At 63.7% G+C, this 23,495-nt stretch carries 20 protein-coding genes, 1 tRNA gene and 2 pseudogenes; 9 read left to right on the top strand and 14 right to left on the bottom strand.

Annotated features, from left to right (window positions below):
- Positions 1-1,385: 1,385 nt before the first annotated feature.
- From DK412_RS08835 to DK412_RS08800, 8 genes are all read right to left on the bottom strand, one after another.
- Positions 1,386-2,204, bottom strand: coding sequence for an AAA family ATPase (locus DK412_RS08835; protein ID WP_109971649.1), 819 nt, complete (start codon positions 2,202-2,204; stop codon positions 1,386-1,388).
- Positions 2,205-2,414: 210 nt separating this feature from the next.
- Entirely contained in the window at positions 2,415-2,870 is a 456-nt protein-coding gene (locus DK412_RS08830) for an ATP-binding protein (RefSeq protein ID WP_109971648.1), read from the bottom strand.
- A 255-nt stretch (positions 2,871-3,125) separates the two neighbouring features.
- Complete coding sequence (locus DK412_RS08825) at positions 3,126-3,392, bottom strand: pyocin activator PrtN family protein (protein ID WP_109971647.1); 267 nt, start codon at positions 3,390-3,392, stop codon at positions 3,126-3,128.
- A 114-nt stretch (positions 3,393-3,506) separates the two neighbouring features.
- Positions 3,507-3,752, bottom strand: a complete 246-nt coding sequence (locus tag DK412_RS08820) for a hypothetical protein (RefSeq protein WP_109971646.1) — start codon at positions 3,750-3,752, stop codon at positions 3,507-3,509.
- An 89-nt stretch (positions 3,753-3,841) separates the two neighbouring features.
- A complete protein-coding gene (locus DK412_RS30910; protein ID WP_245447491.1) occupies positions 3,842-4,261 on the bottom strand; it encodes an excisionase in 420 nt (139 codons plus the stop codon).
- A 209-nt stretch (positions 4,262-4,470) separates the two neighbouring features.
- On the bottom strand, positions 4,471-5,811 hold the full coding sequence (locus DK412_RS08810) for an MFS transporter (RefSeq protein ID WP_109971645.1): 1,341 nt from the start codon (positions 5,809-5,811) through the stop codon (positions 4,471-4,473).
- Positions 5,812-6,232: 421 nt separating this feature from the next.
- Positions 6,233-6,309, bottom strand: a tRNA-Arg gene (locus tag DK412_RS08805).
- Between the two features lie 69 nt (positions 6,310-6,378).
- On the bottom strand, positions 6,379-6,816 hold the full coding sequence (locus DK412_RS08800; RefSeq protein ID WP_109971644.1) for a hypothetical protein: 438 nt from the start codon (positions 6,814-6,816) through the stop codon (positions 6,379-6,381).
- Positions 6,817-7,328: 512 nt separating this feature from the next.
- Here DK412_RS08800 and DK412_RS08795 point away from each other — a divergent pair.
- The 4 genes and pseudogenes from DK412_RS08795 to DK412_RS08785 form a co-directional block, all read left to right on the top strand.
- The gene (locus DK412_RS08795) at positions 7,329-8,342 is read left to right on the top strand and encodes a substrate-binding domain-containing protein (protein WP_109971643.1); all 1,014 of its coding nucleotides are present in this window, start codon (positions 7,329-7,331) and stop codon (positions 8,340-8,342) included.
- 155 nt (positions 8,343-8,497) lie between these two features.
- Positions 8,498-10,132, top strand: a pseudogene (locus DK412_RS08790) (acyl-CoA synthetase).
- Positions 10,133-10,730: 598 nt separating this feature from the next.
- A complete protein-coding gene (locus DK412_RS30090; protein WP_162596158.1) occupies positions 10,731-12,401 on the top strand; it encodes a glycosyltransferase family 2 protein in 1,671 nt (556 codons plus the stop codon).
- Between the two features lie 601 nt (positions 12,402-13,002).
- Positions 13,003-13,203: pseudogene (locus DK412_RS08785) on the top strand (CatB-related O-acetyltransferase); the annotation flags it as partial.
- Positions 13,204-14,218: 1,015 nt separating this feature from the next.
- Here DK412_RS08785 and DK412_RS08780 read toward each other — a convergent pair.
- Positions 14,219-14,404, bottom strand: a complete 186-nt coding sequence (locus DK412_RS08780) for a DUF465 domain-containing protein (RefSeq protein WP_109971641.1) — start codon at positions 14,402-14,404, stop codon at positions 14,219-14,221.
- 203 nt (positions 14,405-14,607) lie between these two features.
- Here DK412_RS08780 and DK412_RS08775 point away from each other — a divergent pair, with 203 nt between their 5' ends.
- The 4 genes from DK412_RS08775 to DK412_RS08760 all read left to right on the top strand — a co-directional run bounded on the left by DK412_RS08775 (position 14,608) and on the right by DK412_RS08760 (position 17,701).
- On the top strand, positions 14,608-14,826 hold the full coding sequence (locus DK412_RS08775; protein WP_109975149.1) for a DUF465 domain-containing protein: 219 nt from the start codon (positions 14,608-14,610) through the stop codon (positions 14,824-14,826).
- Between the two features lie 117 nt (positions 14,827-14,943).
- A complete protein-coding gene (gene purE / locus DK412_RS08770; RefSeq protein ID WP_093566919.1) occupies positions 14,944-15,441 on the top strand; it encodes a 5-(carboxyamino)imidazole ribonucleotide mutase in 498 nt (165 codons plus the stop codon).
- Positions 15,438-16,568: a 5-(carboxyamino)imidazole ribonucleotide synthase gene (locus DK412_RS08765; RefSeq protein WP_280953979.1), complete on the top strand. Its 1,131-nt coding sequence runs from the start codon at positions 15,438-15,440 to the stop codon at positions 16,566-16,568. Before purE ends, DK412_RS08765 begins: the two co-directional genes overlap by 4 nt.
- Before the next feature lie 251 nt (positions 16,569-16,819).
- Complete coding sequence (locus tag DK412_RS08760) at positions 16,820-17,701, top strand: tetratricopeptide repeat protein (protein ID WP_109971640.1); 882 nt, start codon at positions 16,820-16,822, stop codon at positions 17,699-17,701.
- A gap of 268 nt (positions 17,702-17,969) precedes the next feature.
- Here the strand turns inward: DK412_RS08760 and DK412_RS08755 are convergent, their stop codons facing one another.
- The 4 genes from DK412_RS08755 to DK412_RS08740 form a co-directional block, all read right to left on the bottom strand.
- Positions 17,970-18,419, bottom strand: coding sequence for a GNAT family N-acetyltransferase (locus DK412_RS08755; protein ID WP_109971639.1), 450 nt, complete (start codon positions 18,417-18,419; stop codon positions 17,970-17,972).
- A 106-nt stretch (positions 18,420-18,525) separates the two neighbouring features.
- Positions 18,526-19,524 (bottom strand): class II fructose-bisphosphatase, encoded by a 999-nt coding sequence (gene glpX, locus DK412_RS08750; protein ID WP_109971638.1) that lies wholly within the window; start codon positions 19,522-19,524, stop codon positions 18,526-18,528.
- A gap of 240 nt (positions 19,525-19,764) precedes the next feature.
- Entirely contained in the window at positions 19,765-21,087 is a 1,323-nt protein-coding gene (locus tag DK412_RS08745) for a homoserine dehydrogenase (protein ID WP_109971637.1), read from the bottom strand.
- A 122-nt stretch (positions 21,088-21,209) separates the two neighbouring features.
- A complete protein-coding gene (locus tag DK412_RS08740; RefSeq protein ID WP_109971636.1) occupies positions 21,210-21,875 on the bottom strand; it encodes a hypothetical protein in 666 nt (221 codons plus the stop codon).
- A 106-nt stretch (positions 21,876-21,981) separates the two neighbouring features.
- Here DK412_RS08740 and xth point away from each other — a divergent pair, with 106 nt between their 5' ends.
- Positions 21,982-22,773 carry an exodeoxyribonuclease III gene (gene xth, locus DK412_RS08735; protein ID WP_109971635.1) on the top strand — a complete coding sequence of 264 codons (792 nt, stop codon included), beginning with the start codon at positions 21,982-21,984 and terminating at the stop codon, positions 22,771-22,773.
- Here the strand turns inward: xth and DK412_RS08730 are convergent, their stop codons facing one another.
- Positions 22,774-23,487 carry a Crp/Fnr family transcriptional regulator gene (locus DK412_RS08730; RefSeq protein ID WP_245447489.1) on the bottom strand — a complete coding sequence of 238 codons (714 nt, stop codon included), beginning with the start codon at positions 23,485-23,487 and terminating at the stop codon, positions 22,774-22,776.
- Positions 23,488-23,495 lie beyond the last annotated feature (8 nt).

Raw genomic sequence — 23,495 nt, 5'->3', positions numbered from 1 at the left:
TCTCGTCCATACTAGACATCCCTAACGCATCGGTTGCGGATTGGCGACGCGTAAAACAATCTCAAGAACGACCGCCGACCGACTTTACTTACCCATAAAACCCAGATCAACCCAGCCGGTCAACAAGATTATCGGGCCGGACAAGTCGTGCGCCCCCCGGCGATGACTTAGCCTGGCGCCGGATTAGCAAGGGGTAGGTCACCTTGGCGAGCACTTCACGGTCTGCCTACCTCCGGTTATCTCCCAAATTCGGTGAGAAGCCGCCTCTGAGGCCGCTTCGGCACTATTTGCACGGTTTACAGCCCTGCTTATCTGAGATGAAAGGTGGAGGTAGGCACCCGCAAGAGAGATCAAAAGCAAGGCCTGCATTCCAACTACAATCTTGAGCATTTTTGAGTGCATCTGTCATCCTATCGGTGCCGGCAGGATCGCCGTCTTGACCGCATTCCGCCGCTGCAGCGCCGTCACATCCTCCCGGGCCAGCACCTCAGTGCTGTAGGCGTTCGCTAAGACGGCCGCCGCCCCGTCGAGGCGCTTGTCGCCGATCCAGTGCACTGACACCGACGAACGAGCCACGTAGGCGCTTGCTAACCGCCTGCATTCGCCGGTGAATTTCGATGCGCGGTGTACCTTTTGAAGGCGTCAGTGCACTAGACTACCGCCAGCTTCGACGGATCGGAGAGGTAGGCCGAGATCGCGGCGTCTATCGCTTCGGGGGGTGAGAAGGCCTTCGCGGAACAGGTTGCCTCCCGTCTTCATCGCTTCGCCTCCTACACCGGGATCATGCCCACCAACTTCACTGGATGTAGCCGGAACACGCGCCCATTCACGATCCCTATCCACTCGTCCGTGACCTCAGTCACGTCACGGGCCAGCGGCGTCGCAGAAATCCCCCTACAGCGCGCCGGTCTCCGGGCCGACGCCGAACAGCCGCAGCGCGTCCTACCCCGCCGCGTGCGCCTGCATGCCCAACCGTTCGACAAACTTGGTGCAGCGGTAGTGGGTCTCGCACCACTCCTGCTCGCGCATGCCGTGGCAGGGCACTACGCCCAGAGACAGACTGGCAAGGCCGCGATCCCAGACGAAGATGGTAGGGGTAGGAGCGTTCATGTGGCGGTCTTACCCGCTCCCTTGAAGCTGACCATTGCATCCTGATCGGCACGACGAGTGAGGCCATCAACGTCAGCGCTATCCGGGCCCACCATGCGGAGAAGACCCGCAACCGGGATAATGACCGGGTGGCCTACCGCCGGGTGGCTGGCTGATGGTGTGCGCGGGATTGGCGGAACAGGGCAAGGCTGCCAATGGCTGAAGCTCTACGTTAATGAGGGAGGCAAGCTGTCGATTTACCCGCCCACCCCATACCATAAGCACATTAAGCCAGATTATTTGAGTTCGATCGTGTTTCGAACTATACGTGCAATCGGTTCGATTTTTCCGATATTCGCCTGCATCCATAAATTTATGAAAGCTGATGCAACTATGTTGCTTGATATAAGACCAGCTTTTTGACCAATTTGGTTGAACAATAGATGGGAGTCCCTGTTTGTCAGAGCAACATCTTTAACAACCTTCTTCACCATTTCGTCTTTTTCTGGAGATAGGTGAAGTCCGGCTGCAACAAGCATTGATAACTGATCAATATTATCGTGAACATAATCGAATATCTCTGATTCTGGGACATTTCCAGGGAGTTTTATTATACTTTGATCCACATCCTCCTGATGAATGCTGTCTCCATCAAGAATGCATATCGATTTCAGCTGTCTCACTGATGGATCGCGCATATGATGCAGATGTATATTATAAGCCTGAGACTGGCCACTTACAGCATAAACTCCGATCATATCGAAAATATCTGGCGTGAATCTTCTGATTATATTCTCAACAACGCTTTTTGCAAAATCGTTCTCCACAAATATAGCAAGACCCTCTTCAACTTTTCCCGTCATCGCTCGCAAGGCATCAATTGATATTTTGCCTTGTCGTACTTTGCCTTCGATTGCATACCATATTGCCTCCGACGGAAGCGGTAAGAGGGCATCTTCAGAATGGGTGGTGAAAACAGACTGAACGGACCTACGATCAGCAGCGTCAATCAGATACTCGACCATCCTTCGCACTGCAACTGGGTGTAAACCATTCTCGATCTCCTCAATAAGTATTAGCGAATTCTTCGGCGTATTCTCTATCAGTGAAACCATTCTAATAACGGAAGATTCTACGGCACCGAAGTGAAATTCTGAATAGCTTACAATGCCGTCTCCGCCTATATAGAAGCTTTTCCCCGGCCCTAGATCAGCGACCTGGAAAAATGATATATCTTTGCCAAGTATCTTAGCGACATGATCGATTATATCTTTCGATATGCTAATCTTTTTCCCATAATGTCGATAAGTCGGCCTAGCAAGCTTCTAAAACTCTGTCCTCTCGCCAGCAGGGACTGTTCTTGTAATACCGAAATATACAACCGGCCTTTCAGCAACGGCATCACGAGCCCATTTTTTGTTTTTGAAGCGTGCGGTTCTCGGTATCAGCTGGTGGAGATTCTTTCCTTTGTCGACTAGTTCGAAGGCGACCCCCCAATCTGCCATCGAATTATCGCCAAGGGAACTTTTCGGAAAAAATATTGCTGGCTTCGTATTTTTATAAGCAAGCGCTGCCGCCCCTAGTATGGAAGATTTACCGCCCCCGTTTGCGGCTATCAAAGCCGTAACTGGGAATTCAAAATCTACGGCCTCTCCCTCGAAAGCTCTAATCTTCGTCATCCTCATGCGCCGGAGATAATAGCCGAAATTTGCGTCCTTAACCTTCTGCAGCAGATCGCGAACCGTGCTGTGGCGTATCTCAGACTGATACTGCTGCGCCATTTAACCCCCCGTCGCCCCGTGCTGCGGGGCTTCACAGCCCGGTTGTGACCGGCCGAGTGGGTATTTCAGGCGCGATTGAAGAAGATCCGGTTACCTCACCATTCCGAGGCGGCATCACAGAGCGCAACTTTAGGCTAAGGCAGCAGCAGAAGGTCGGGCACGAAGCCTGCTCAGGCTACATTCGCTGGCAGCGGCTGCCTTCGCGTCCTCACGCCCGAGAACATCTCTTTTCTCCCGGATGGGAATTATGACTGCTCAAGGCCGTCCACACCGCTGCCGGTACTCCCTTCGTGCGTCCTCAACCCGATCGTCGAACCACCGCGCTAGGTCGACCAGATGTACGCCCTTCGCCGCCTTCTGGCTCGCCTCGATCCGGACCAGCGGCAAGGCGATCCCGCCGACGGAGATCTTCCGGATCAGCACCTCGGGCGTCAGGTGCGAGCAATAATCCCGGCACACGAGGCTGATCGAGATCACGGCCGCGCCGCCGTACTGAGCCAGCAGAAGGAATGCCGTGACCATGGGCTCGGGTCTTGCGGCTGGGTGGACGTCGGTGGCGGACTTGCGGGCACGCGGCATCGGTTAGATCCGGCGCCGCTCAGGAGACCGTCCGAGACCGTGTTGATGCCTCTGAGCCTAGTCCGCATGCTGGGCCGCCCACTCCTCGAACGACTGACCGGCAGCCTCCACGAGGCCGGAGTGGCGATCAAGTGCGCGGTCGATTGCCTTGCGGTCCCACCGGCGGGTGCCTGGCATCGCTGGCGGAACGATCTTGCGCCGAACCCATGCGTCGAAGGCTTCGGTGCTATCGCAACCGCAGTACTCGGCCGCCTGCTCGCGAGTAAGGCCTCGAGGCAGCATACCGATGGGGAGCTTGGTCATGAGGTGCTCCGGGCTGATTGATCGGAGGTGGGTAGGGTTAGATCTCGGATGTGGGCCGTGCAGCTTTCCTGAACCACTCGAGGCCGCAATCAGGTCGTTGGCCGCGGTTTTGCGCGCCTGCCAGCCGCTCTGGTTGGAGTTGGCCGCGGCGGCCCCATAAGCGCTTTCAGCTTGAGCTGTAGAGCCTCCATCGCGAGAGATCCTGATGCCCCCTGCGATCTCTGAGATCCAACTGGCGGCCCGGCACCGCCCGATGCTGCATCGTGCGAGATCTCCTTGGGCGGCAGCCGGCACAGCTCGCGCATCCGCTCGATCGCGGCGAGCGTGGTGAAATCCTTCCCGGCGATCCGTTCGATGGTAAGGCGCCCCTTGGCGGCCTCTCGGCGAAGGCTGGCAGCCGTCATCCCGCCGGCCGGAAAGGCGAGGCGGGCGGCATCGGCCAGCCGAAGCGGAGCATCATCGGAGATCTGACACCTTGCCAGAGGCTCCTTGATGGGAGGCTTGGTCATGTGTTGCTCCGAGCTACGTTGGGGGGAGCGATCAAAGGGGCAATCCAAGTGGATGCACGCCCTGTGGGAGCCCCCCAAGCCGCATCTGATGATGCGTGGGGGGATAGCCTTTAGTCGTCTGCACGGCAGCTTCGACGCGGTACCGAACCGCCGAAGCTGCTCACTTCTTTCAGCGGTTGATGCCAGCAGCAGGACCTGGGGCCAGCGTGTTAGGCTATAACCGTGTCGCCGAGGAGCGCTCCGCTTCCAGCCGACCTCCCGGCGAGGGTAGCAGCCGTGAGAGAGATGATGGACAAGAGCGCGACGTAGCCGCCTATGAGCCAGGACTGGCCGTAGGTCGCGATCAGCCATTGCGCGATGGTGGCGGCAAATGCTCCGCCAAGGATCGATCCGAGGGCGTAGCCCATCGATACCCCGGAATACCGCACGTTAGCCGGGAACATGTCGGCATAGAGAGCGGCCTGAGGTCCGTAGGAAAGTCCGAGGGGGATCGTGAGCAGGAAGGCGGCGAGGAAGAACAGCAGGATGCCGCCGCCATCGAGCAGGAACCACATCGGAATGGCATAAAGTGCCATGGCGACGTAGCCGAGCTGGAACGTGCGCACATTTCCGAGGCGGTCGCCCAGGTAGCCACCGAGCAGCGTGAAGGCGAGCCAGCCGAAAGAGGCCAGGGTGCAGGCGATGAGCACGCTGTTGGCCGGCAGGCCGAGAACACGCTGCCCGTAGCTGATCAGGAACGCGATCAGCAGGTAGCCGGCCGCGTTGTTGGCCACGAAGATGAGCGCCGCGAGCAGGACCTTTCCGGCGTGGTGCCGGAACAGGATCGACAGGGGAGCCGATGCCTCGCGGCGGCGCTGGCGCAACGCCTCAAAAACCGGCGATTCCTCAACGCTCCGGCGGATGACGAAGCCGACGACGATCAGCACGATGGAGAACAGGAACGGCAGGCGCCAGCCCCAAGCCATGAACTGCTCGCGGCTCATTGACGTCGTCACGATGAGCAGCGTCGCGGTTGCGACGATCATGCCGACAGGCGTTCCGACCTGTGGGAAAGCACCGAAGAGGCTGCGACGATGGACGGGGGCATGCTCCACCGCCATCAGAGCTGCCCCGCCCCACTCTCCACCGGCGGAGAAGCCCTGCAGGATGCGCAGCACGATCAGGAAGACCGGTGCCCAAGCACCGATCTGCGCGTAGGTCGGCAGCAGCCCGATGAGCGCAGTGGACGCACCCATCAACACCAGGGTCATGACGAGGGTAGCTTTGCGGCCGAACCGGTCGCCGAGGTGACCGCATACCAATGCGCCGAGGGGCCGAAAGAGGAAGGCAACGCCAATGGTGGCGAAGGACAAGATCTGCGCTAAAGCCGGATTGTCCTGCGCTATCGGACCGAGGAAGAGCGGGCCGAGGACGAGGCCGGCTGCTTGCGCGTAGACGAAGTAGTCGTACCACTCGATGCCCGTGCCTACGAGCGTGGCTGCAAGTACCTTTTGCTCTTCCTGGGTGACAGCGCTCGCTGGCACGCTGGATAAATTTTCGATCGTGGCCATAACACCCTCCCTGTCGCACCGCTCTTGGGGCGGCGTCGCGTTGGACTGAGTTATGGCAAGCTGAGATCACCTAAGCCAGAGCACGCTTCGCGGCGCAGGCCAGGCATACTGTTCCGGCATGCGGGTTGCCGCGTGCCAGGTAGCTCACCGTTGCCTCCAAGCTCATTGGAAGCAGCGGCGGCTTGCTCTGCATGCACCGCAGCTGCATCTCACCAGCCCGCTGGACGTCCCTCGTCGGAGAGCGGGTCTGCCGTCGGAATTTGCGCCCCAACGTGTTGCGCTGGTGTTGCGTGGAGCAGCCTACGCCGCGCCGTAACCCGTTGTAAAACAACGATTCGTGTTGCAAGCCGCTGCAACACGCCTTGGGTTGAAGCAGGGCAAGAAAAAGCCCGCTAAGTCATTGACTGAGCGGGCGTTTCAGTGGCGACCCCGGTAGGGCTCGAACCTACGACCTGCCGCTTAGAAGGCGGCTGCTCTATCCAGCTGAGCTACGGAGTCTGGCCGGTCCGGGTGGTAGCAGGCCCCTCGCCGCCCGTCCATAAGGGAGTCCCGGTTCCGCAGGCAGGATCACCGCAGCGGCAGCAGGCGGACCCGGCGGTGCTCCGCGAGCCGCGACGGGGTCCCGAGCGCCTCGGCGAGCCCGAGCTGCTGCAGGGCGGCGAGCGCGGCGATGATCCTGACGTGGCTGGTCCGGGTGAGGCGAGAGGCGGCATCGACGTCGAGGGACGCGACGCCGTCGGGGTCGCGGCCGCAGGCGCAGAGCAGCAGGTAGGTCTTCAGCGCGGCGAGGTGGAGCGCCTTGCGGCAGGTGAGACCGTGCAGGGCGGCGATCGGGGCGCCGGGCTGCGCCCCATGGACGAGGGAGGCCGCGGCGGCGGACGGGCGCAGGCCGGTCAGCCGGTAGGCGATCGTGCCGCCCGGGCGGTCGCCGCCTGTGGTGACGAGGCCCCGGTCGAGGAGCGCCTTCTTGCCGTCGCAGATCAGCGGGTCGGAGAGGCCGGACAAGGCGGCGATCCGCCCGTAGGACAGGAGGATCGGTGCCGGATCGCCGCCGCCCGCGTCCTGGCTGACGACCAGGGTGAGGTAGAGCTTGAGCGCCGCGATCGAGCGGCCGAGATAGCCGGCATCGCTCCGGAAGGCCCGCAGGCCCCCGTCATGGATCTAGTCCGCCGGCAGAGGCGACGCCCGCCCCGCCCGGGCCGGCGCCACGGCCTCGGACGGCACGGTCGGCCGGGCGCGGACCGGAGGCTGCGTCGGGTGGAGGACTTCCGGATGCATCATGCGGGCGTCGGCGTCCCTGCGGCCTCGCGGGCGGAGCGGACCGGCATGAGCCGGTGCCACGCTCCGGACGTGAGATCATCGGCGGTACGATGCCATTGCATACGCCGCAATAGGACGTATGCTTCCGATGGAGACTCAGGCCGTGCCGCGGGCCGGATCGCGTCGCGGTGCCGGCGGCCCGGCCCGGGGATGGGCATGCAGCGGGACGGGCGGAGGCTGGCGCCGGTGGTTTTCTCATGACGAGACCGCCCGACGAGGGTCTCGATGTCGCGCTCGGGCTCGGCGGCTGGCTGCTGATCGGGCAGGCGCGCATCGCCGTCGCCGACGCCTCGGCGCTGCTGCGCGCCATCGTCCGGACCGGCTCGGTGCAGGGGGCGGCGAGCGAGATCGGCCTGTCCTACCGCGCCGCCTGGGAGCGGGTCCGGACGCTCGAGGCCGAGGTCGGCCACCCGCTGGTGCGCAAGACCCGCGGCCACGGCACCACGCTCACCGAGGCCGGCACCGTCCTGCACGAGGCCCTGGCGGGTGCGGCCGAGGGCCTGGCCCTGCCGCTCGCCCGCGAGGCGCGCGTGATGCGGGCCCGCCTCGCCACCCTGCGCGGCGGCCCGCGGCGCCTCGCGGTGGCGGCGAGCCACGATCCCCTGCTGCTGGAGGTGCTGGGCCTCTGGGGCGGGGCCGAGATCGCCGTGATGGGCAGCCGGGACGCGGTGATCCGGCTCATGGACGGGCGCGCCGACGCGGCGGGCTTCCATTGCGGGGCAGTCGGGCCGGCGGCCGCCGGACTACCCTTCTCGGACCTCGTCGCCGATCCGGCCTTCCGGATCCGCCCGCTGTTCGAGCGCGAGCAGGGCCTGCTGGTCGCGCCCGGCAACCCGCTCGGGCTCGGCGGCCCGGCGGACCTGCGGGCCACCGAGGCCCGCTTCGTCAACCGGCAGAAGGGCTCGGGCACCCGGGACTGGTTCGACCGGCTGCTGGCCGAGGCCGGGATCCGGCCGGACGAGATCGTCGGCTACGGGCTGGAGGAATTCACCCACCAGGCGGTGGCGGCGGTGATCGCCTCGGGGGCCGCCGATGCGGGTCTGGGAGCGCGTGCGGCGGCGGAGCGGTTCGGTCTCGGCTTCGTCCCGGTCGGCTGGGAGGTCTACGGCCTCGCCGCCAGCGCGTCGCTGCCGGGGGACGGGCTCGACCGGGTCGCGGCGCTGGTGGCCGAGCGGATCGGACACTTGCCGGGCTATCGCCTGCCGCGGTGACCGACGGTCCGGCGCGACGTCCGCCGGGGCCGGTGGCCCGGCAGCCGGGCAATGCCTTGGAGGATCGGCGCGCTTGATTCGACCGAAGGTCCGATCATCATGACGCAAGGGGCGTGCGACACCGCTCCCCGATGCCCCACCCGGAGAGTGCCGCCATGACAGCTCCCTCGACGATCTACGACTACGGCCTCGACCGGAATCCGGCCAACCACCAGCCGCTCACCCCCCTCACCTTCCTGGAGCGGGCGGCGACGGTCTTCCCGGACCATACGGCGGTGATCCACGGCGGGTTGCGGCGCAGCTACAGCGACCTCTACGCCCGCTGCCGGCGCCTCGCCGCGGCGCTCAGCGCCCGGGGGATCGGGCGGGGCGATACGGTGGCGGTGATGCTCGCCAACACCCCGGCGATGATCGAGTGCCATTACGGGGTGCCGATGGCCGGCGCGGTGCTCAACACCCTCAACACCCGGCTCGACGCCGCGATCATCGCCTTCTGCCTCGACCACGGCGAGGCCAAGGTGGTGATCACCGACCGGGAATTCGCCCGCACCATGGGCCCGGCCCTGGCCCAGGCCGGGGTGACGCCGCTCGTCATCGATTACGACGATCCCGAATACGACGGCCCGGGCGAGCGCCTCGGCACGGTCGAGTACGAGGCCTTCCTCGCCGAGGGCGACCCCGCCCATGCCTGGACCATGCCGGGCGACGAGTGGGACGCGATCACGCTCAACTACACGTCGGGCACCACCGGCGACCCGAAGGGCGTGGTCTACCACCATCGCGGCGCGTCGCTGCTCGCCGTCGGCAACGTGGTGGCGGGCAATCTCGGCCGGCACCCGGTCTATCTGTGGACCCTGCCGATGTTCCACTGCAACGGCTGGTGCTTCCCCTGGACCCTGTCGGTGGTGGCCGGCACCCATGTCTGCCTGCGGCAGGTGCGGGCCAAGGCGATGTACGACGCCATCGCGGATCACGGCGTCACGCATCTGTGCGGCGCCCCGATCGTGATGTCGCTCCTCATCAACGCCCCGGAGGCCGAGCGGCGGGAGCTTCCGCGCCGGGTCTCGTTCCTCACCGCGGCGGCGCCGCCGCCGGAGGCCGTGCTCGCCGGCATGGCCGAGGCGGGATTCGACGTCACCCACGTCTACGGGCTGACCGAGACCTACGGCCCGGCGGTGGTGAACGAGTGGCACGCCGACTGGGACGCCCTGGGCAAGGACGAGCAGGCCGCCCGCAAGGCGCGCCAGGGCGTGCGCTATCCCCCGCTCGAGGCCCTCGACGTGCTCGACCCCGAGACGATGCGGCCCGTCCCGGCCGACGGCGAGACGCTCGGCGAGGTGATGTTCCGCGGCAACGTGGTGATGCGCGGCTATCTCAAGAACCCGACGGCGACCGAGGCCGCCTTCCGGGGCGGCTGGTTCCACTCGGGCGATCTCGGGGTGAAGCACCCGGACGGCTACATCCAGCTCAAGGACCGCTCGAAGGACATCATCATCTCAGGGGGCGAGAACATCTCGTCGATCGAGGTCGAGGAGGCCCTGTTCAAGCATCCGGCGGTGGCGGCCGCCGCCGTGGTGGCCAAGCCCGACGACAAATGGGGCGAGACGCCGTGCGCCTTCGTGGAGCTGAAGGGCTCCGAGATGGTCTCGGCCGAGGAGCTGATCGGCTAGTGCCGCCAGTCGCTCGCCGGCTTCAAGGTGCCCCGGCACGTGGTCTTCACGGAATTGCCGAAGACCTCGACCGGCAAGGTGCAGAAATTCGTGCTGCGGGAGATGGCGAAGGCGTTGTGAGGAAATTTGAGCATCTGTCTCTTCAACTTGAATGCAATTAGATAGTTCCGATGACTAGCTCGCCTTTACCCAATGAATAAACGATAGGCCTAGCCAAATATATTTTGGAGTCGAGCGGTTTTTTTTGACTTTCTTCGGAACAATGGTCGGAGGGTATTATATTACAAACCGCTTTCTTAAAAATTTTACGATGCCATATATTGCGGATTAGGATGAAGGAACGCAGCTTTATGGGATATTTTAACAAAATCATTAATCTAACTACATCAATTTATCTATTTTTGTATTTACAACATTAACATATATTTTTTTCTTTTTGTAGAACATACATAACATATCAAATTTCATGGCGCGTACCACTTCAAGTTCGAAAGCTGATCTAGGTCAACGAAAACTTCCTCAACATCAGAGCGAACAGCAGCCCAGAGGCGCAAAACGGCACACAGAGAAAGGGCTTGACCCTGCTCATACCCGTAGGCGCCTCTCAGATGAGGCCCACGAATCAGCACCAGACCGGGCTTACGAAACATCTTGAGGCATGCCATGCTCGCATGTATGTATCCCTCGCGTTCAGCCCGCTTTTGATCAGAGTATCGCCATGTGGAATGACAATGAATTCGATCTAGCCTTTCAAAAGCGAGACTCTTTGAAGAACGAAAAAGGGCTAGCGTTTTGCAGATCGGAGTTTGAGCTACTATTTCGATCTGACGCCGGCAATCTTCCTTATGCGCTGAATTATGGTATTTGCCTTCTTGAGACAGAAAGCTACCTGGACGCGGAAAATATAATTAGTCCGCTTTGTAGAAAAGAAAACAATCATGAAATCAGTGAAAGGTGGCGGTTTGAGTCTCTGAAATTTTACAGTCTTGCCATTAAGCATCGCTCAATAGATGCGGCCATAAATGTTATTTTGGACCATTTGTCTATGTTTGGACATGAATTTCAAAACAGACTTATAAATCATATTATTTCACATCTCGCGGCCGAGAGCGTCTTTGAAAAGCTCGACTCTGCCCTTATCGAACATCAAGATCGGTTCAAATTTTCCAAGCAGTCTCTTCGGAAGCTTTATGAAATCGCAAGTTCAAGAAACGTTCCAACGACAGTCGATAGGTTTAATTTATCATTTGACGCCGAAGTCGCCGCAGAAAGAAATCTGATTAGCTTACTTCACGATCGACTTCCTTCAGATGGCGGCAGTAGTGAAGCGAGCAACTGGAAAAATATTTACTGCGGTCTTAAAAATAAGATTTCAAATATATCTCCGTTTGATGCTTACAGACTGTGTCTGCAAATGCACGAGCGATTGGGAGCAGATCAAGCAGAAAAAGAAATCCAAAGTTTGATTCGTCTTGGAGATAGCTATTTTTCCTGTTACTGGCCACTGGGCGCGCTACAGGAAGAAATGGGAAATACTACGGCAGCCATTGAGTCTTATGCATTGGCAGGCCAGAGGGAAATGAAAAATGAGAATCAACCACTGAACGGCATATCGCAAATTGATCCAAAAAATGCTAAAATTTCCTGTATAGCGATTTCGTTCAATGATGCCCCGCTCGTTGAAATGTACTGTAGAATGATACGCCCACACTGCGATGAAATTATCGTCAACGACGGCGGAAGCACTGATGGAACCATCGAGCTGTTCCAAAAATTTGCCTCAGATGAAAACTTCCCGATTCATGTGATACGCGATCAACAAGCGTCATTTAGAGATAGAAATATATTCAATAAAGATAGTTATAGAAAGGCGGGACTAGGAGGTGTTAAAGGATTTGAAGCAGATCGCCGCCGCACGACCACGCTTATGCTGGCTCAATACGATTATATATTAATTGCCGATCTTGATGATTTTTTTCCCCAGTTCCCGAATCTTAAGACGATCGTATCTGCAAATCATGGTGTTGAACATATTGCCGGATCAAAACGAGAGCTTATCGACCGGTATAATTACTGTGATCTGTATCAACACAAGATGTCTGCAATGCCTACATTGTTCAAACGCGATCGTCGACATGTTTTCTCTGGTATTTCTGGAGACGACGAATATCTAGCACGGCTTGATCAAGATTTAGCGTTGTGGGCGAGCAAATTTATGAAAACAAGTATATCAAAAGCATATCACTTTTGGCACCTCAAATGGTTATTAGACTCTTCGCAGAAAGGCCCTGCTGAAGCAAAGCTTGGTGTTAAATCTTCGGTAGGAAATATACGGCAGCGGCCTGATATTAATAAAATATTAGCGGACATCGCCGCCGCCAGGAAGTAAATTGAGCCCTTCAATTTGCATTTTAGCGGTATCGCCGACCGAATTAGCTTGGGCTAATCTAAAGTAAGGAGCGCGTAGTAGACTGTGCTATCACTGAGCTAGATCGAGTTGCAGGCAGCCTAGGACGATAGCTTAGCGCTGCCTGCCAGTAGCAATTTACAGCAAGAAGGTTACCGGTGCTTGTTTATCAGGGCAGCTCAATCGCAGTTGTGCGACTCACCCAAGATATCTTGAATATTTTAAGAGATAAGCGGACCTTCAGTCCTTCCAATCCAGATTTACAAAGATGGAATATAGGCAAAAATATTGGATTCCGATAAAACAATATATTAGAAACATATGTAGGTTTTTTACAGTGATATTATGTGCGCTATGGGGTCGCACTCTTACAGTAGATCAAAGGTCGATTTCAAATATAAAATTAGGAGATATTGTTCAATCTCGGACGGCTTGACTTGCCCATCCCACCGACACCTATCGAAGTTGTTGGAAGAAGTAATGTGTTTTATGATTATAAATCATGGTCCACTGCAGCAAGCGCGGTGAAGGACTTCGCACTCGAATCTCCTTTCAAGTTCAATCCCCCCAGAAGCAGATGCCCGTAATCGGCAATGATGTATGGATAGGTGCTGGCGTAATGATGATGCCCGGTATCACTATCGGCGATGGTGCTGTTGTTGCGGCTGGTTCAGTTGTAACGAAAGATGTCCCTCCCTATTCTATTGTCGGAGGATCCCCGGCCAAGCTAATAAAACGCAGATTTTCAGATGAAATTTACGAGAGAATGCTTTCTGTTGCATGGTGACGGTTTAGTATCAAGCAACTCGCGAGATTTGATATGCAGAACCCAATCAAGTTTCTTACACAATTTGAGCTTGAAGTGGATAGCCTGGAGTTGTGGCAGCGGGAAAAATTCAGTCTTTGGTCAATTATTAACTCTTAATATCGCATAGATAGATAACACTATCAGTTAAGATTGGCATGGAACAGATAAATAACTCGATGCAGATGAAACCTGTTGCAAATTGAGCGCGCCGTAGGCGGAAAGATCGGTTCGTCCGTGGTGTGCTCAACCCGCGTACGGGTTGGATCCGGACTCCTCTTCAGTCCCCTAGCTTGCGTCACAGGCCAGTCCTCACGCGCCCCTAGAGCGGGCTATTTAGATTTGATTTTTGGGCGCCTGAGTCATTACCTGATAACAAGGAGTCATGATTGATATCCCCCCTGTGCTACTCTCGATTTCGACAATGACACCGTTATTGCGGTCATCCGCCTGGCTGATGGGAGCAAGGTCCAGCATGGGGTGCGCACCTTCGCCACCACCACGCCTACCCTCCTTGCTCAGGGCCTGATGCGCTCCAGCTTCGTGCCCGAGGTTTACCTCTCAGGTGACGCGCGACGTGCTGCGCACGCGTAAGCAGCTGTTCTGCAAGCAGTCTAGCCACATTCAGCGCACCCAGAAGACTCTTGCGCAGGCCAACTTCAAGCGTATAATTTCTCAGCACAGATAATTCATTAAAGAAAACCTTTTATTATGATAGCAAAACTATTCTTAAATATCAGCACAAATGTCATTTTTCGCGCAAAAAAAAGCTGACGCGTCGAAAGTGACAGCGTATCGCCGGCATGAAAATATATCTCACGATTTATCGGTGTCGTTAAAGAGTCTTCGGAAAGTAGGCGTTGAAGCCAGGTAGTAAGAATTAACCCTGCATCAGCCATATGTCTCGCAAGATAAAAACTCGACTGCTATCCCTGCAACGATCGAAAACCGCCACGCCGAGGACCGGCGCGGCGGCGCGCTGACTGCATCTGGGCTAGTGCATCACGCGGGTGGACGTCGTGCGCAGACGACTGATTTCATCCTTCAGGTGAAGTTTTTTTCGCTTAAGCTCTACAATTCGCAAATCGTCGGTGGAGAGGTGGGTGATTGCGTCCTGAATCTCGCGCTCCAGGGCTTCGTGCTTACGCTCGAGCTCGGTGAGATGCGTGTGCAGCGACATCAGCCATTGCCTCCTGTCATGTAGGTGACACACGCAACCTGCCACAGCTCGCAGCCGATGTCGAAGGTATTTGATGCTGCACCTGCGTCATGCGCCGCAGGGGCGGCGGGCCCTCGCGGGGCTGCACAACCCCGCCCGCACCCTTGCCGGAGGCCGGGGCCTGGTTCATGCTCAGGCCTCTCTCTCCAGGGCTTAGGGCGGCGATGGACTTCGAGTTGAGTGCGGAATCGACGGCGGAGTATGAGAGCGAATTGGCACGGCTGCGGGAGGAGCATCGCGACCTCGACGACGCGATCGAGGCCCTGTCGGGGGTCATGGCCGGGGACCGCCTGCAGCTCCAGCGGCTCAAGAAGCGCAAGCTGGCTTTGCGAGACCGCATCTCCTTCCTGGAGGACCAGCTCACCCCGGACATCATCGCCTGACGGGCACGGGCGAGCGCCTGCGCGCTGCTTGCGTGAAGGCAAGCGCGCCGCTACTGCACAACGACCGGCTGCGGCCCGCTCGCGGCTAGCAGCGCTTTCTAGAGGATGCGCTTGACGATGGCGGCAGCGCCCCCCGTCGCGGTGATCATGGGCAGCCAGTCCGACTGGGCCACGATGCGCCACGCCGCCGAGACCCTCGACGCGCTCGGCATTCCGTACGAGGCCCGCATCGTCTCGGCCCACCGCACCCCGGACCGCCTGGTCGCCTTCGCCAAGGGCGCCAAGGCCGCGGGATTCCGGGTGGTGATCGCCGGCGCCGGCGGTGCGGCCCACCTCCCCGGCATGGCCGCCGCGATGACGCCGCTGCCGGTCTTCGGCGTGCCGGTCGAGTCGAAGGCGCTGTCGGGCCAGGACAGCCTTCTGTCGATCGTGCAGATGCCGGCCGGCATCCCGGTCGGCACCCTCGCCATCGGCCGGGCCGGCGCCGTCAACGCCGCGCTCCTCGCCGCCGCCGTCCTGGCGCTGACCGACGACGACCTGGCCCAGCGCCTCGACGCCTGGCGCGCCCGCCAGAGCGCGGCGGTGGCCGAGCACCCGGACACGAGCGCCCCGTGAGCCGCACGCCCCTCATCGCCCCTGGGCCGAGCATCGGCCCCGTCGCGCCTGGCGCGACCATCGGCATCATCGGCGGCGGCCAGCTCGGCCGCATGATCGCGGTCGCGGCGGCGCAGTACGGGCTGAAATGCCACGTCTACTGCCCCGATCCGGACAGCCCGGCCTTCGAGGTGGCCGGCCGCCGCACGGTCGCCGCTTACGACGACGCGGCGGCGCTCCAGGCCTTCGCCGAGTCCGTCGACGTGGTGACCTACGAGTTCGAGAACATCCCGAGCGATACCGCCGAGATCCTGGCCGCCCGCCGGCCGCTGCATCCGAGCGCCTCGGCGCTGGCGACGACGCAGGACCGGCTGACCGAGAAGAGCTTCGTCGCCGGCCTCGGCATCCCGGTGGCGCCGTTCCGGGCGGTGGACGACGCGGCGGGCCTCGTCGAGGCCGTGCGGGAGATCGGCCTGCCGGCGGTGCTGAAGACCCGGCGCTTCGGCTACGACGGCAAGGGGCAGGTGATGCTGCGCGACGCGGTCACGGACCCCGCCGCCGTGATGGCCTCGCTGCGCGACCAACCCTGCATCCTCGAGGGCTTCGTGCCGTTCGAGGCCGAGGTGTCGGTGGTGGCCGCCCGCAACGCGGAAGGCGGCTTCTCGGCCTACGCGCCCTGCGCCAACGAGCACCGCCACCATATCCTCGCCCGCACGGTCGTGCCGGCCCCCGGCATGGCGCCGGAGACCGCCGCGGAGGCGATCGCGATCGCCCGCACCATCGCCGACGCGCTCGACTATGTCGGCGTGCTGGCGGTCGAGATGTTCCTGGTGCGCGGGGCGGACGGCCGCGCCAGCGTGGTGGTCAACGAGATCGCCCCGCGGGTGCACAATTCCGGCCACTGGACCATCGAGGGGGCCGAGACCTCGCAATTCGCCCAGCACGTCCGGGCGATCTGCGGCTGGCCGCTCGGCAGCGCGGCGCTGACCGGCACGTCGGTCGAGATGCTGAACCTGATCGGCGACCAGGCCGGCGACTGGACCCGCATCCTCGCCGAGCCGGGCAGCCACCTCCACCTCTACGGCAAGGGCGAGGCCCGGCCCGGCCGCAAGATGGGCCACCTCACCCGGGTCACGACCCGCGCCTGAGGGCGCGCGGTGCGGCCTCCCGGCCACACCCGCGCCGGCACGGACCCCTCCCCTGCCGTTGCGGCGCCGGGAGGCCACACCTTCGCCACATCGGCCCGCACAAGCGTCGGGAGCGCATCGCTTTAAGCCGGCGTTCACCCCGATCCGGAATGGTCGTTCCGGCACCGGGACCGCGGTTTTTGGCGGCGCGTGCGTGCGAATGGCGAAGGTGCGCGGCGCGACGTGGATGCGCCGCCCCGGGGGAGCGGGCGATGAACAACGTGATCGGCTTGAGCCGCGTGACACCGGCGGCCCGGGTGCTGGGGGCGACCGTGCTGACCGCGCTGGCGCTCGCCGGCTGCGACACCGTCAGCCGGGCGACCGCGACGCGGCAATTCGCGGTGGTCGAGGCCGACAAGTCCGGCGCGACCGAGGTCAACATCGCCTCGCTGTCGGACGTGATCCAGCGCAACCCGAGCGACGCGGCGGCCTACAACACCCGCGGCGCGGCCTATGCCCGGGCCGGCAACTTCGACTCGGCGATCACCGACTTCACCAAGGCGATCCAGCTCGACCCGAACTCGGCCTCGGCCTACGGCAACCGGGCGCTGGCCTACCGCCAGTCCGGCCGCAACGACGCGGCGCTCCAGGACTTCTCCAAGGCGATCAACGCCGACCCGAACTACACCGCCGCCTATATCGGCCGGGCCAACCTGCAGCGGGCGCAAGGGAACTTCGAGGCCGCCTACAGCGACCTCAGCCAGGCGATCCGCCTGACCCCGGAATCGGCCGAGGCCTATCACGCCCGCGGCCTGGTGCGGCAGGCGCAGGGCCAGCACCGCGCCGCGATCGGCGACTTCGACGCCGCCATCGACCGCAACCCCTTCGTGGCCGCGCCCTACGCCGCCCGCGGCCAGAGCCTGATCGCGACGAACCAGTACGACAAGGCGATCGAGGACTACAACGCGGCGCTGAACGTCAACAACAAGGACGCGGATTCCTGGGCCTACCGGGGTCTCGCCTACGAGAAGACCAACCGCCGCCAGGAGGCGACGGAGAGCTACCAGCGCGCCATCGCGATCGACCAGGGCAACCAGGTCGCCAAGCAAGGCCTGGCGCGGATGCAGGGCGGGATGGCGTCGCTGTTTCGGTAGGGGCCGGCGCATTCCACGGGTTACGGGGCTCCCGGCGGCACGCCGGGAGCCTTTTTCGTATTGGTGATCGCCGCAGGGCATAACCCTCCCCCCTCTGCGGGGGAGGGTGCCCGGCGGAGCCGGGCGGGAGAGGGGCAGCGCGACGCTGATTCAGCTCGCGCCCTACAGAACGGCTCAGCCATATCCGGAAGCGGCGTCCCCTCTCCCGCCCCGCATCCGCGGGGCACCCTCCCCCGCAGAGGGGGGAGGGTTCGGAGCGTCGTAACGCTCAGAGGACCTTTCGGTACTGGATGAACCCCGGCCGGTCCGCCAGCGTGTCGTACAGCGCCCGCGCCGTGACGTTGGCCTCCTGCGTCAGCCAGTACACCCGGCTCGCCCCGGCCTCGCCCGCCGCCGCGTAGACCGCCTCGATCAGCGCCCGCCCCGCCCCCTGCCCGCGCGCCTCCTTGGCGGTGAACAGGTCCTGCAGGTAGCAGTACGGCCCGGCGGTCCAGGTCGAGCGGTGGAAGATGTAGTGGACGAGGCCGATCACCGCGCCGTCCTCCCGCTCGGCCACGAGGGCGTGCATCGGCTCCGACGCGTCGTGCAGGCGGGCCCAGGTGAGGTCGGTGACCTCCGGCGCGACGGTCGCGCCGTAGAAGGCGAGGTAGCCCTGCCAGAGCGGGTCCCAGGCGGCGCGCTCGTCGGGGCGCAGCGGGCGAATGGTGGGGGTCGGCATCCGGCGGCGGTCCTGTCGGGGAGAATCGCCGGCAGGGTCGCGGGGAACGATCGCAGGATCAAGGGGGCCGCGCAGGTCGACCGCGCGGCCCGGCTCCCGGAGGATCCTACTTCAGGTGGAACTTGTCGAAGTCGCGGTGCTCGGCCTCGATCCGGCGCACGGTGCCGGTATGCGAGCGGTAGACCACCGTCTCGGTGCGGATCGTGCTGCGGCCGAACTTCACGCCCTTGACCAGCGCCCCGTCGGTCACGCCGGTCATCGCCACGACGACGTCGCCGCGGGCGAGATCCTCGAGGGAGTAGAGGCGGTTCGGGTCGGAGACGCCCATCTTGGCGGCGCGGTCGCGCTTCTCCTCGGTGTCGAGGATCAGGCGGCCCTGCATCTGGCCGCCGATGCAGCGCAGAGCGCCCGCCGCCAGCACGCCCTCGGGGGCTGCGCCGATGCCGAGATAGATGTCGATGCCGGTCTCCTCCGGCATGGTGGTGAAGATCACGCCGGCGACGTCGCCGTCGGAGATCAGGCGCACCCCGGCGCCGGTCCGACGGATCGCCGCGATCAGGTCGGTGTGGCGCGGCCGGTCGAGGACGAGGGCGGTGATCTCGGCAGGCGGCACGCCCTTGGCCTTGGCCAGCGCGTGGATGTTCTCCTCAGGCGAGGCGTCGAGATGCACGGTGCCGGCCGGGTAGCCCGGGCCGATGGCGATCTTGTGCATGTAGACGTCGGGGGCGGCGAGCAGGGTGCCGCCCTCGGCCATCGCCATCACGGCGACGGAGCCCGGCATGTCCTTGGCGCAGAGGGTCGTGCCCTCCAGCGGATCGACCGCGATGTCGACCTTCGGGCCCGAGCCGTTGCCGAGGGTCTCGCCGATGAACAGCATCGGGGCCTCGTCGCGCTCGCCCTCGCCGATCACGACGGTGCCGTCGATCGGCAGGCGGTTCAGCTCGCGGCGCATCGCGTCGACGGCGGCCTGGTCGGCGGCCTTCTCGTTGCCCTGGCCGCGCAGGCGCGCGGCGGCCACGGCGGCCCGCTCGGTGACGCGCACCAGCTCGAGGGTCAGGATACGCTCGATGACCTGGCTCGGCCCCGGCTTCTTGGCGTCCGACATGCGTTCGTGATCCTCGTGCTGATCCTTCGCGCCGGGTCTTAGAGGAGAAACCGGCGCCGCTGAACTGAATTTTGTCAATCGGCCGCCGGGCCGGCGGTGGATTGCACGGGAATGTTAGTCCCGTTCAACCCATCCCTCGTCACGGCGACCGGCCGGCCTTGGTGCACCTCACGAAACTCCCTCTGCGCTGACGCCGCCACAGCGAGCGACGACGGTGATCGGGAGTTTCGTGAGAGACCCTTACTCGCGCTCGATGCGGATGAGCTGCGGCGGCTCGGAGAGGAGGCCGTCCGCCGCCATCGCGTCGAGGCTCTCGCGGATCGCGGCCTCGGTCGCCGCGTAGGTGATCAGCACCAGCGGCACCGGCAGGCCCGAGCGGCCGTGGCGGTCGCGGGCCACCGCGTTCTCCGAGCGGTGCTGGAGGATGCTCTCGAGCGAGATCTCGCGCTCGGCCATCTTCGTCGCGACGCCGGCGGCGACGCCGGGGCGGTCGTGGACGGTGAGGCGGATGTAGTAGCCGCCCTCGTGGCGCTGCATCTCGGCCCGCACCGGGGCGGTCAGCGCCGCCACCGGGCGGCCGAAGGCCGGGGGCGTGCGGCCGGCCGCGACGTCGGCGATGTCGGCGACCGCCGCCGAGGCGGTGGCCTCGCCGCCGGCGCCGGGGCCGATCAGGGTGAGTTCGCGCAGGGCATCGGTGTCGATGGTGACGGCGTTGGTCACGCCCATCACCTGGGCGATGGCGGAGGATTTCGGCACCATGGTCGGGTGGACCCGCTGCTCGATGCCGCCCGCCGTCGCCTCGGCGACGCCCAGCAGCTTGATCCGGTAGCCGAGCTCGTCGGCCATGCGCAGGTCGAGGGGGGTGATCGCCGAGATGCCCTCGACCGAGACGCCCTCGGCGTCGAGCTCGGTGCCGAAGGCGAGGCTCGTCAGGATCGCGAGCTTGTGGGCGGTGTCGAAGCCCTCGACGTCGAAGGTCGGGTCGGCCTCGGCGTAGCCGAGGGCCTGCGCGTCCTTGAGGCAGGCCTCGAAGGTCAGGCCCTCCAGCTCCATCCGGCTCAGAATGTAGTTGCAGGTGCCGTTGAGGATTCCGTAGACGCGGGAGATCCGGTTGCCGGCGAGCGCCTCGCGCAGCGCCTTGACCACCGGGATGCCGCCCGCCGCCGAGGCCTCGAAGGCGAGCGCGACGCCGGCGCTTTCCGCCGCGCGGGCGAGCGCCGGGCCGTGACGTGCCAGCAGCGCCTTGTTGGCGGTCACGACGTGCTTGCCCGCGGACAAAGCCGCCTCGACGGTCTCGCGCGCTTTACCCTCCGCGCCGCCGATCAGCTCGACCACGCAATCGACCTCACCCGAGCGGGCGAGCGCGACCGGATCGTCGAACCAGGTCACGCCCTGGAGGTCGAGGCCGCGGTCGCGGGTGCGGTCGCGGGCGGCGACGGCGGTGACCCGGACCGGCCGCCCGGCGGTGGCGCTGATCGCATCCGCGCGGCGCGCGACCATGCGGACGACGGAGGCGCCGACGGTGCCGAGACCGGCGATGCCGAGGCGGAGGGCTTGAGTCATGGCGAACAATCCGGGCAGGCAGGCGCCGGGCGCGAATGTCGCGGCCCCGCGGCGGGGTCCTTCTGCAACGGTTTCCGGACCCGTGCAAGGAAGGCGGCACCTTGCGTCAGGCGGCACTTGCGTCAGGCGGCCCCCGCGCGGCGGGCCGCCCGCACCAGGCCGTAGAGCACGCACGCGTTCAGCAGGTGCCAGAGCCAGTGGGTGCCGAACGGCACGAGAGGGCAGAGGGCGGCATCGAGCGTACGCGCCGTGAGCGACGCGAGGAACAGCATCCCGATCCCGATCAGGGCGCCGCCCTCCCGCCGGCCGAACCGGAGCGAGGCGAGCCCGACGCCAAACAGCGCGAGCGCCGCGGGGGCGTAGGCGACCGAGCCGTTGGTGAGCGGCCCGAGCGGCCGCCCGGCGAGGGTCGACAGGACGGGCTCGAAGAACGCGGCCGCCCCCGCGAAGGCGAGGGTGCCGGCAAGCGCCACGAGGCCGGAGAGCCCGAGGAAGCGCCGGAGGGCGAGGAAGAAGTAGGCGTGGATGAACAGCGCGATCGGGATCACGTCGGCGAGCGCCGACCACTCCACCGCCAGGGTGTGGAACAAGGCGCTGCCGAGGCCGATCAGCCCGATCAGCCCGGCGAAAGCGTCGGCGACCGGGTCCGGCGCCCGGCCGCGCCGCAGCAGCAGGAAGGCGGCGACCCCGAAGGCGGCGTTCGAGACCGCGTTGAGCGGCTCGGCGAGGAGCTCCGGCCCGGTGCGCTCGCAATAGTCGCGCACCGGATCCCACCAGTCGAACGCCATCCTGTCCGTCCCCACCCCACCGCCGTCCCGCGGCTTGCCAGCGCGGCGCGAAACCCCGATGACGGGGCCTCACGGCAGTAGCGGTTCACGAGCGGCGCGGGACGCGATGCGGATCACCACCTGGAACGTCAACTCGGTCAAGCAGCGTCTGCCGCACCTCCTGGCCTTCCTGGCCGAGGCGCAGCCCGACGTGATCTGCCTCCAGGAGCTGAAATGCGTCGACGACGCCTTTCCGCGCACCGAGATCGAGGAGGCCGGCTACGTGGTGGCGACCCACGGCCAGAAGGCGTTCAACGGCGTCGCGCTGCTGGCCCGCCGGCCGCTGCCGCTGCAGGAGATCCGCCGCGGCCTGCCGGGCGACGCCGCCGACGAGCAGGCGCGCTACATCGAGGCGGTGATCCCGACCGCGACCGTGCCGGTGCGGGTGGCCTCGATCTACCTGCCGAACGGCAACCCCGTCGGCACGCCGAAATACGACTACAAGCTCGCCTTCATGCGCCGGCTCCAGGCCCATGCCGTGGCTTTGCGGGCGCGGGAGGAGGTGCTGGTGCTCGCCGGCGACTACAACGTGATCCCCGAGCCCGAGGACGTCGCCGATCCGGCGGCCTGGGCGAACGACGCGCTGTTCCTGCCCCAGACCCGGGCGGCGTTCCGCAGCCTCATCAACGAGGGCTTCACCGACGGCCTTCGCGCCTGCGACGGCAGGCCGGGCGTCTACAGCTTCTGGGACTACCAGGCCGGCTGCTGGCCGCGGAACCAGGGCATCCGCATCGACCACCTGCTCCTGTCGCCGCAAGCCCTCGACCGCCTGGTCTCGGCCTCGGTGCAGAAGCACCTGCGCGGCCTGGAAAAACCCTCCGACCACGTGCCGGTGACGGTGGAGCTGGATGTCGGGTGATCAGCCGTTTGCCGGCCGCAGGTAATCGGCCTGGAACTCGGCGACGGCCTGGAGCCCGGGCAGGTCGAGGATGTCGACCCGCCGGCCGCCGACCTCGACCAGCCGCATCAGGCGCAGCTGGCGCAGCACCCGGTTGACGTGGACGTTCGACAGGCCGGTCGTGTCGGCGAGGTCCTGCTGCGTCAGGGCGAGGTCGTAGCCGCCCTTCGTCGCCCAGCCGACGATGCGCAGCCGCTCGTGCAGCTCGCACAGGAGGTGCGCCACCCGCTCGACCGCCGAGCGGCAGCCGATATTCATCACCCATTCGCGGGTCGTCTCCTCCTCGGCGAGCTTGGCGTAGCGCAGGGCCCGGGCGATGCCGGGATGGCCCTCGACGAGGCCGGACAGCACCTCCCGGGGGATGCGGGCAACCCGGCAGGCGCCGAGGGTGCCGACGCTGTGATTGATCCGGCCCAGATGCGCGAAGTCGGGGTCGCAGACATCGCCGGGTACGAGGAAGCCGGTGATCTGGCGCGACCCGCTCGGGCGGTGGCGGTAGCGGCAGGCGATGCCCTCCAGGATCAGGACGGCGCTGTCGGGCGCGGTCCCCTCGACCAGGAGGTCGTGACGCCCCTCGACCCGCTGCCCGCCGGCGCTCAAACCCGCGAGCGCGGCTTGCTCCTCCACGTCGAGGGGAAGGTAGGCCGCGAGCTTGCGCACGATCGGATGGAGCAAGTGCCCGC

Source organism: Methylobacterium sp. 17Sr1-1 (assembly GCF_003173775.1).
Classification (GTDB): domain Bacteria; phylum Pseudomonadota; class Alphaproteobacteria; order Rhizobiales; family Beijerinckiaceae; genus Methylobacterium.
The sequence above is the reverse complement of the archived record's forward strand: the minus strand, read 5'-3'. Positions and strand labels throughout refer to the sequence as shown.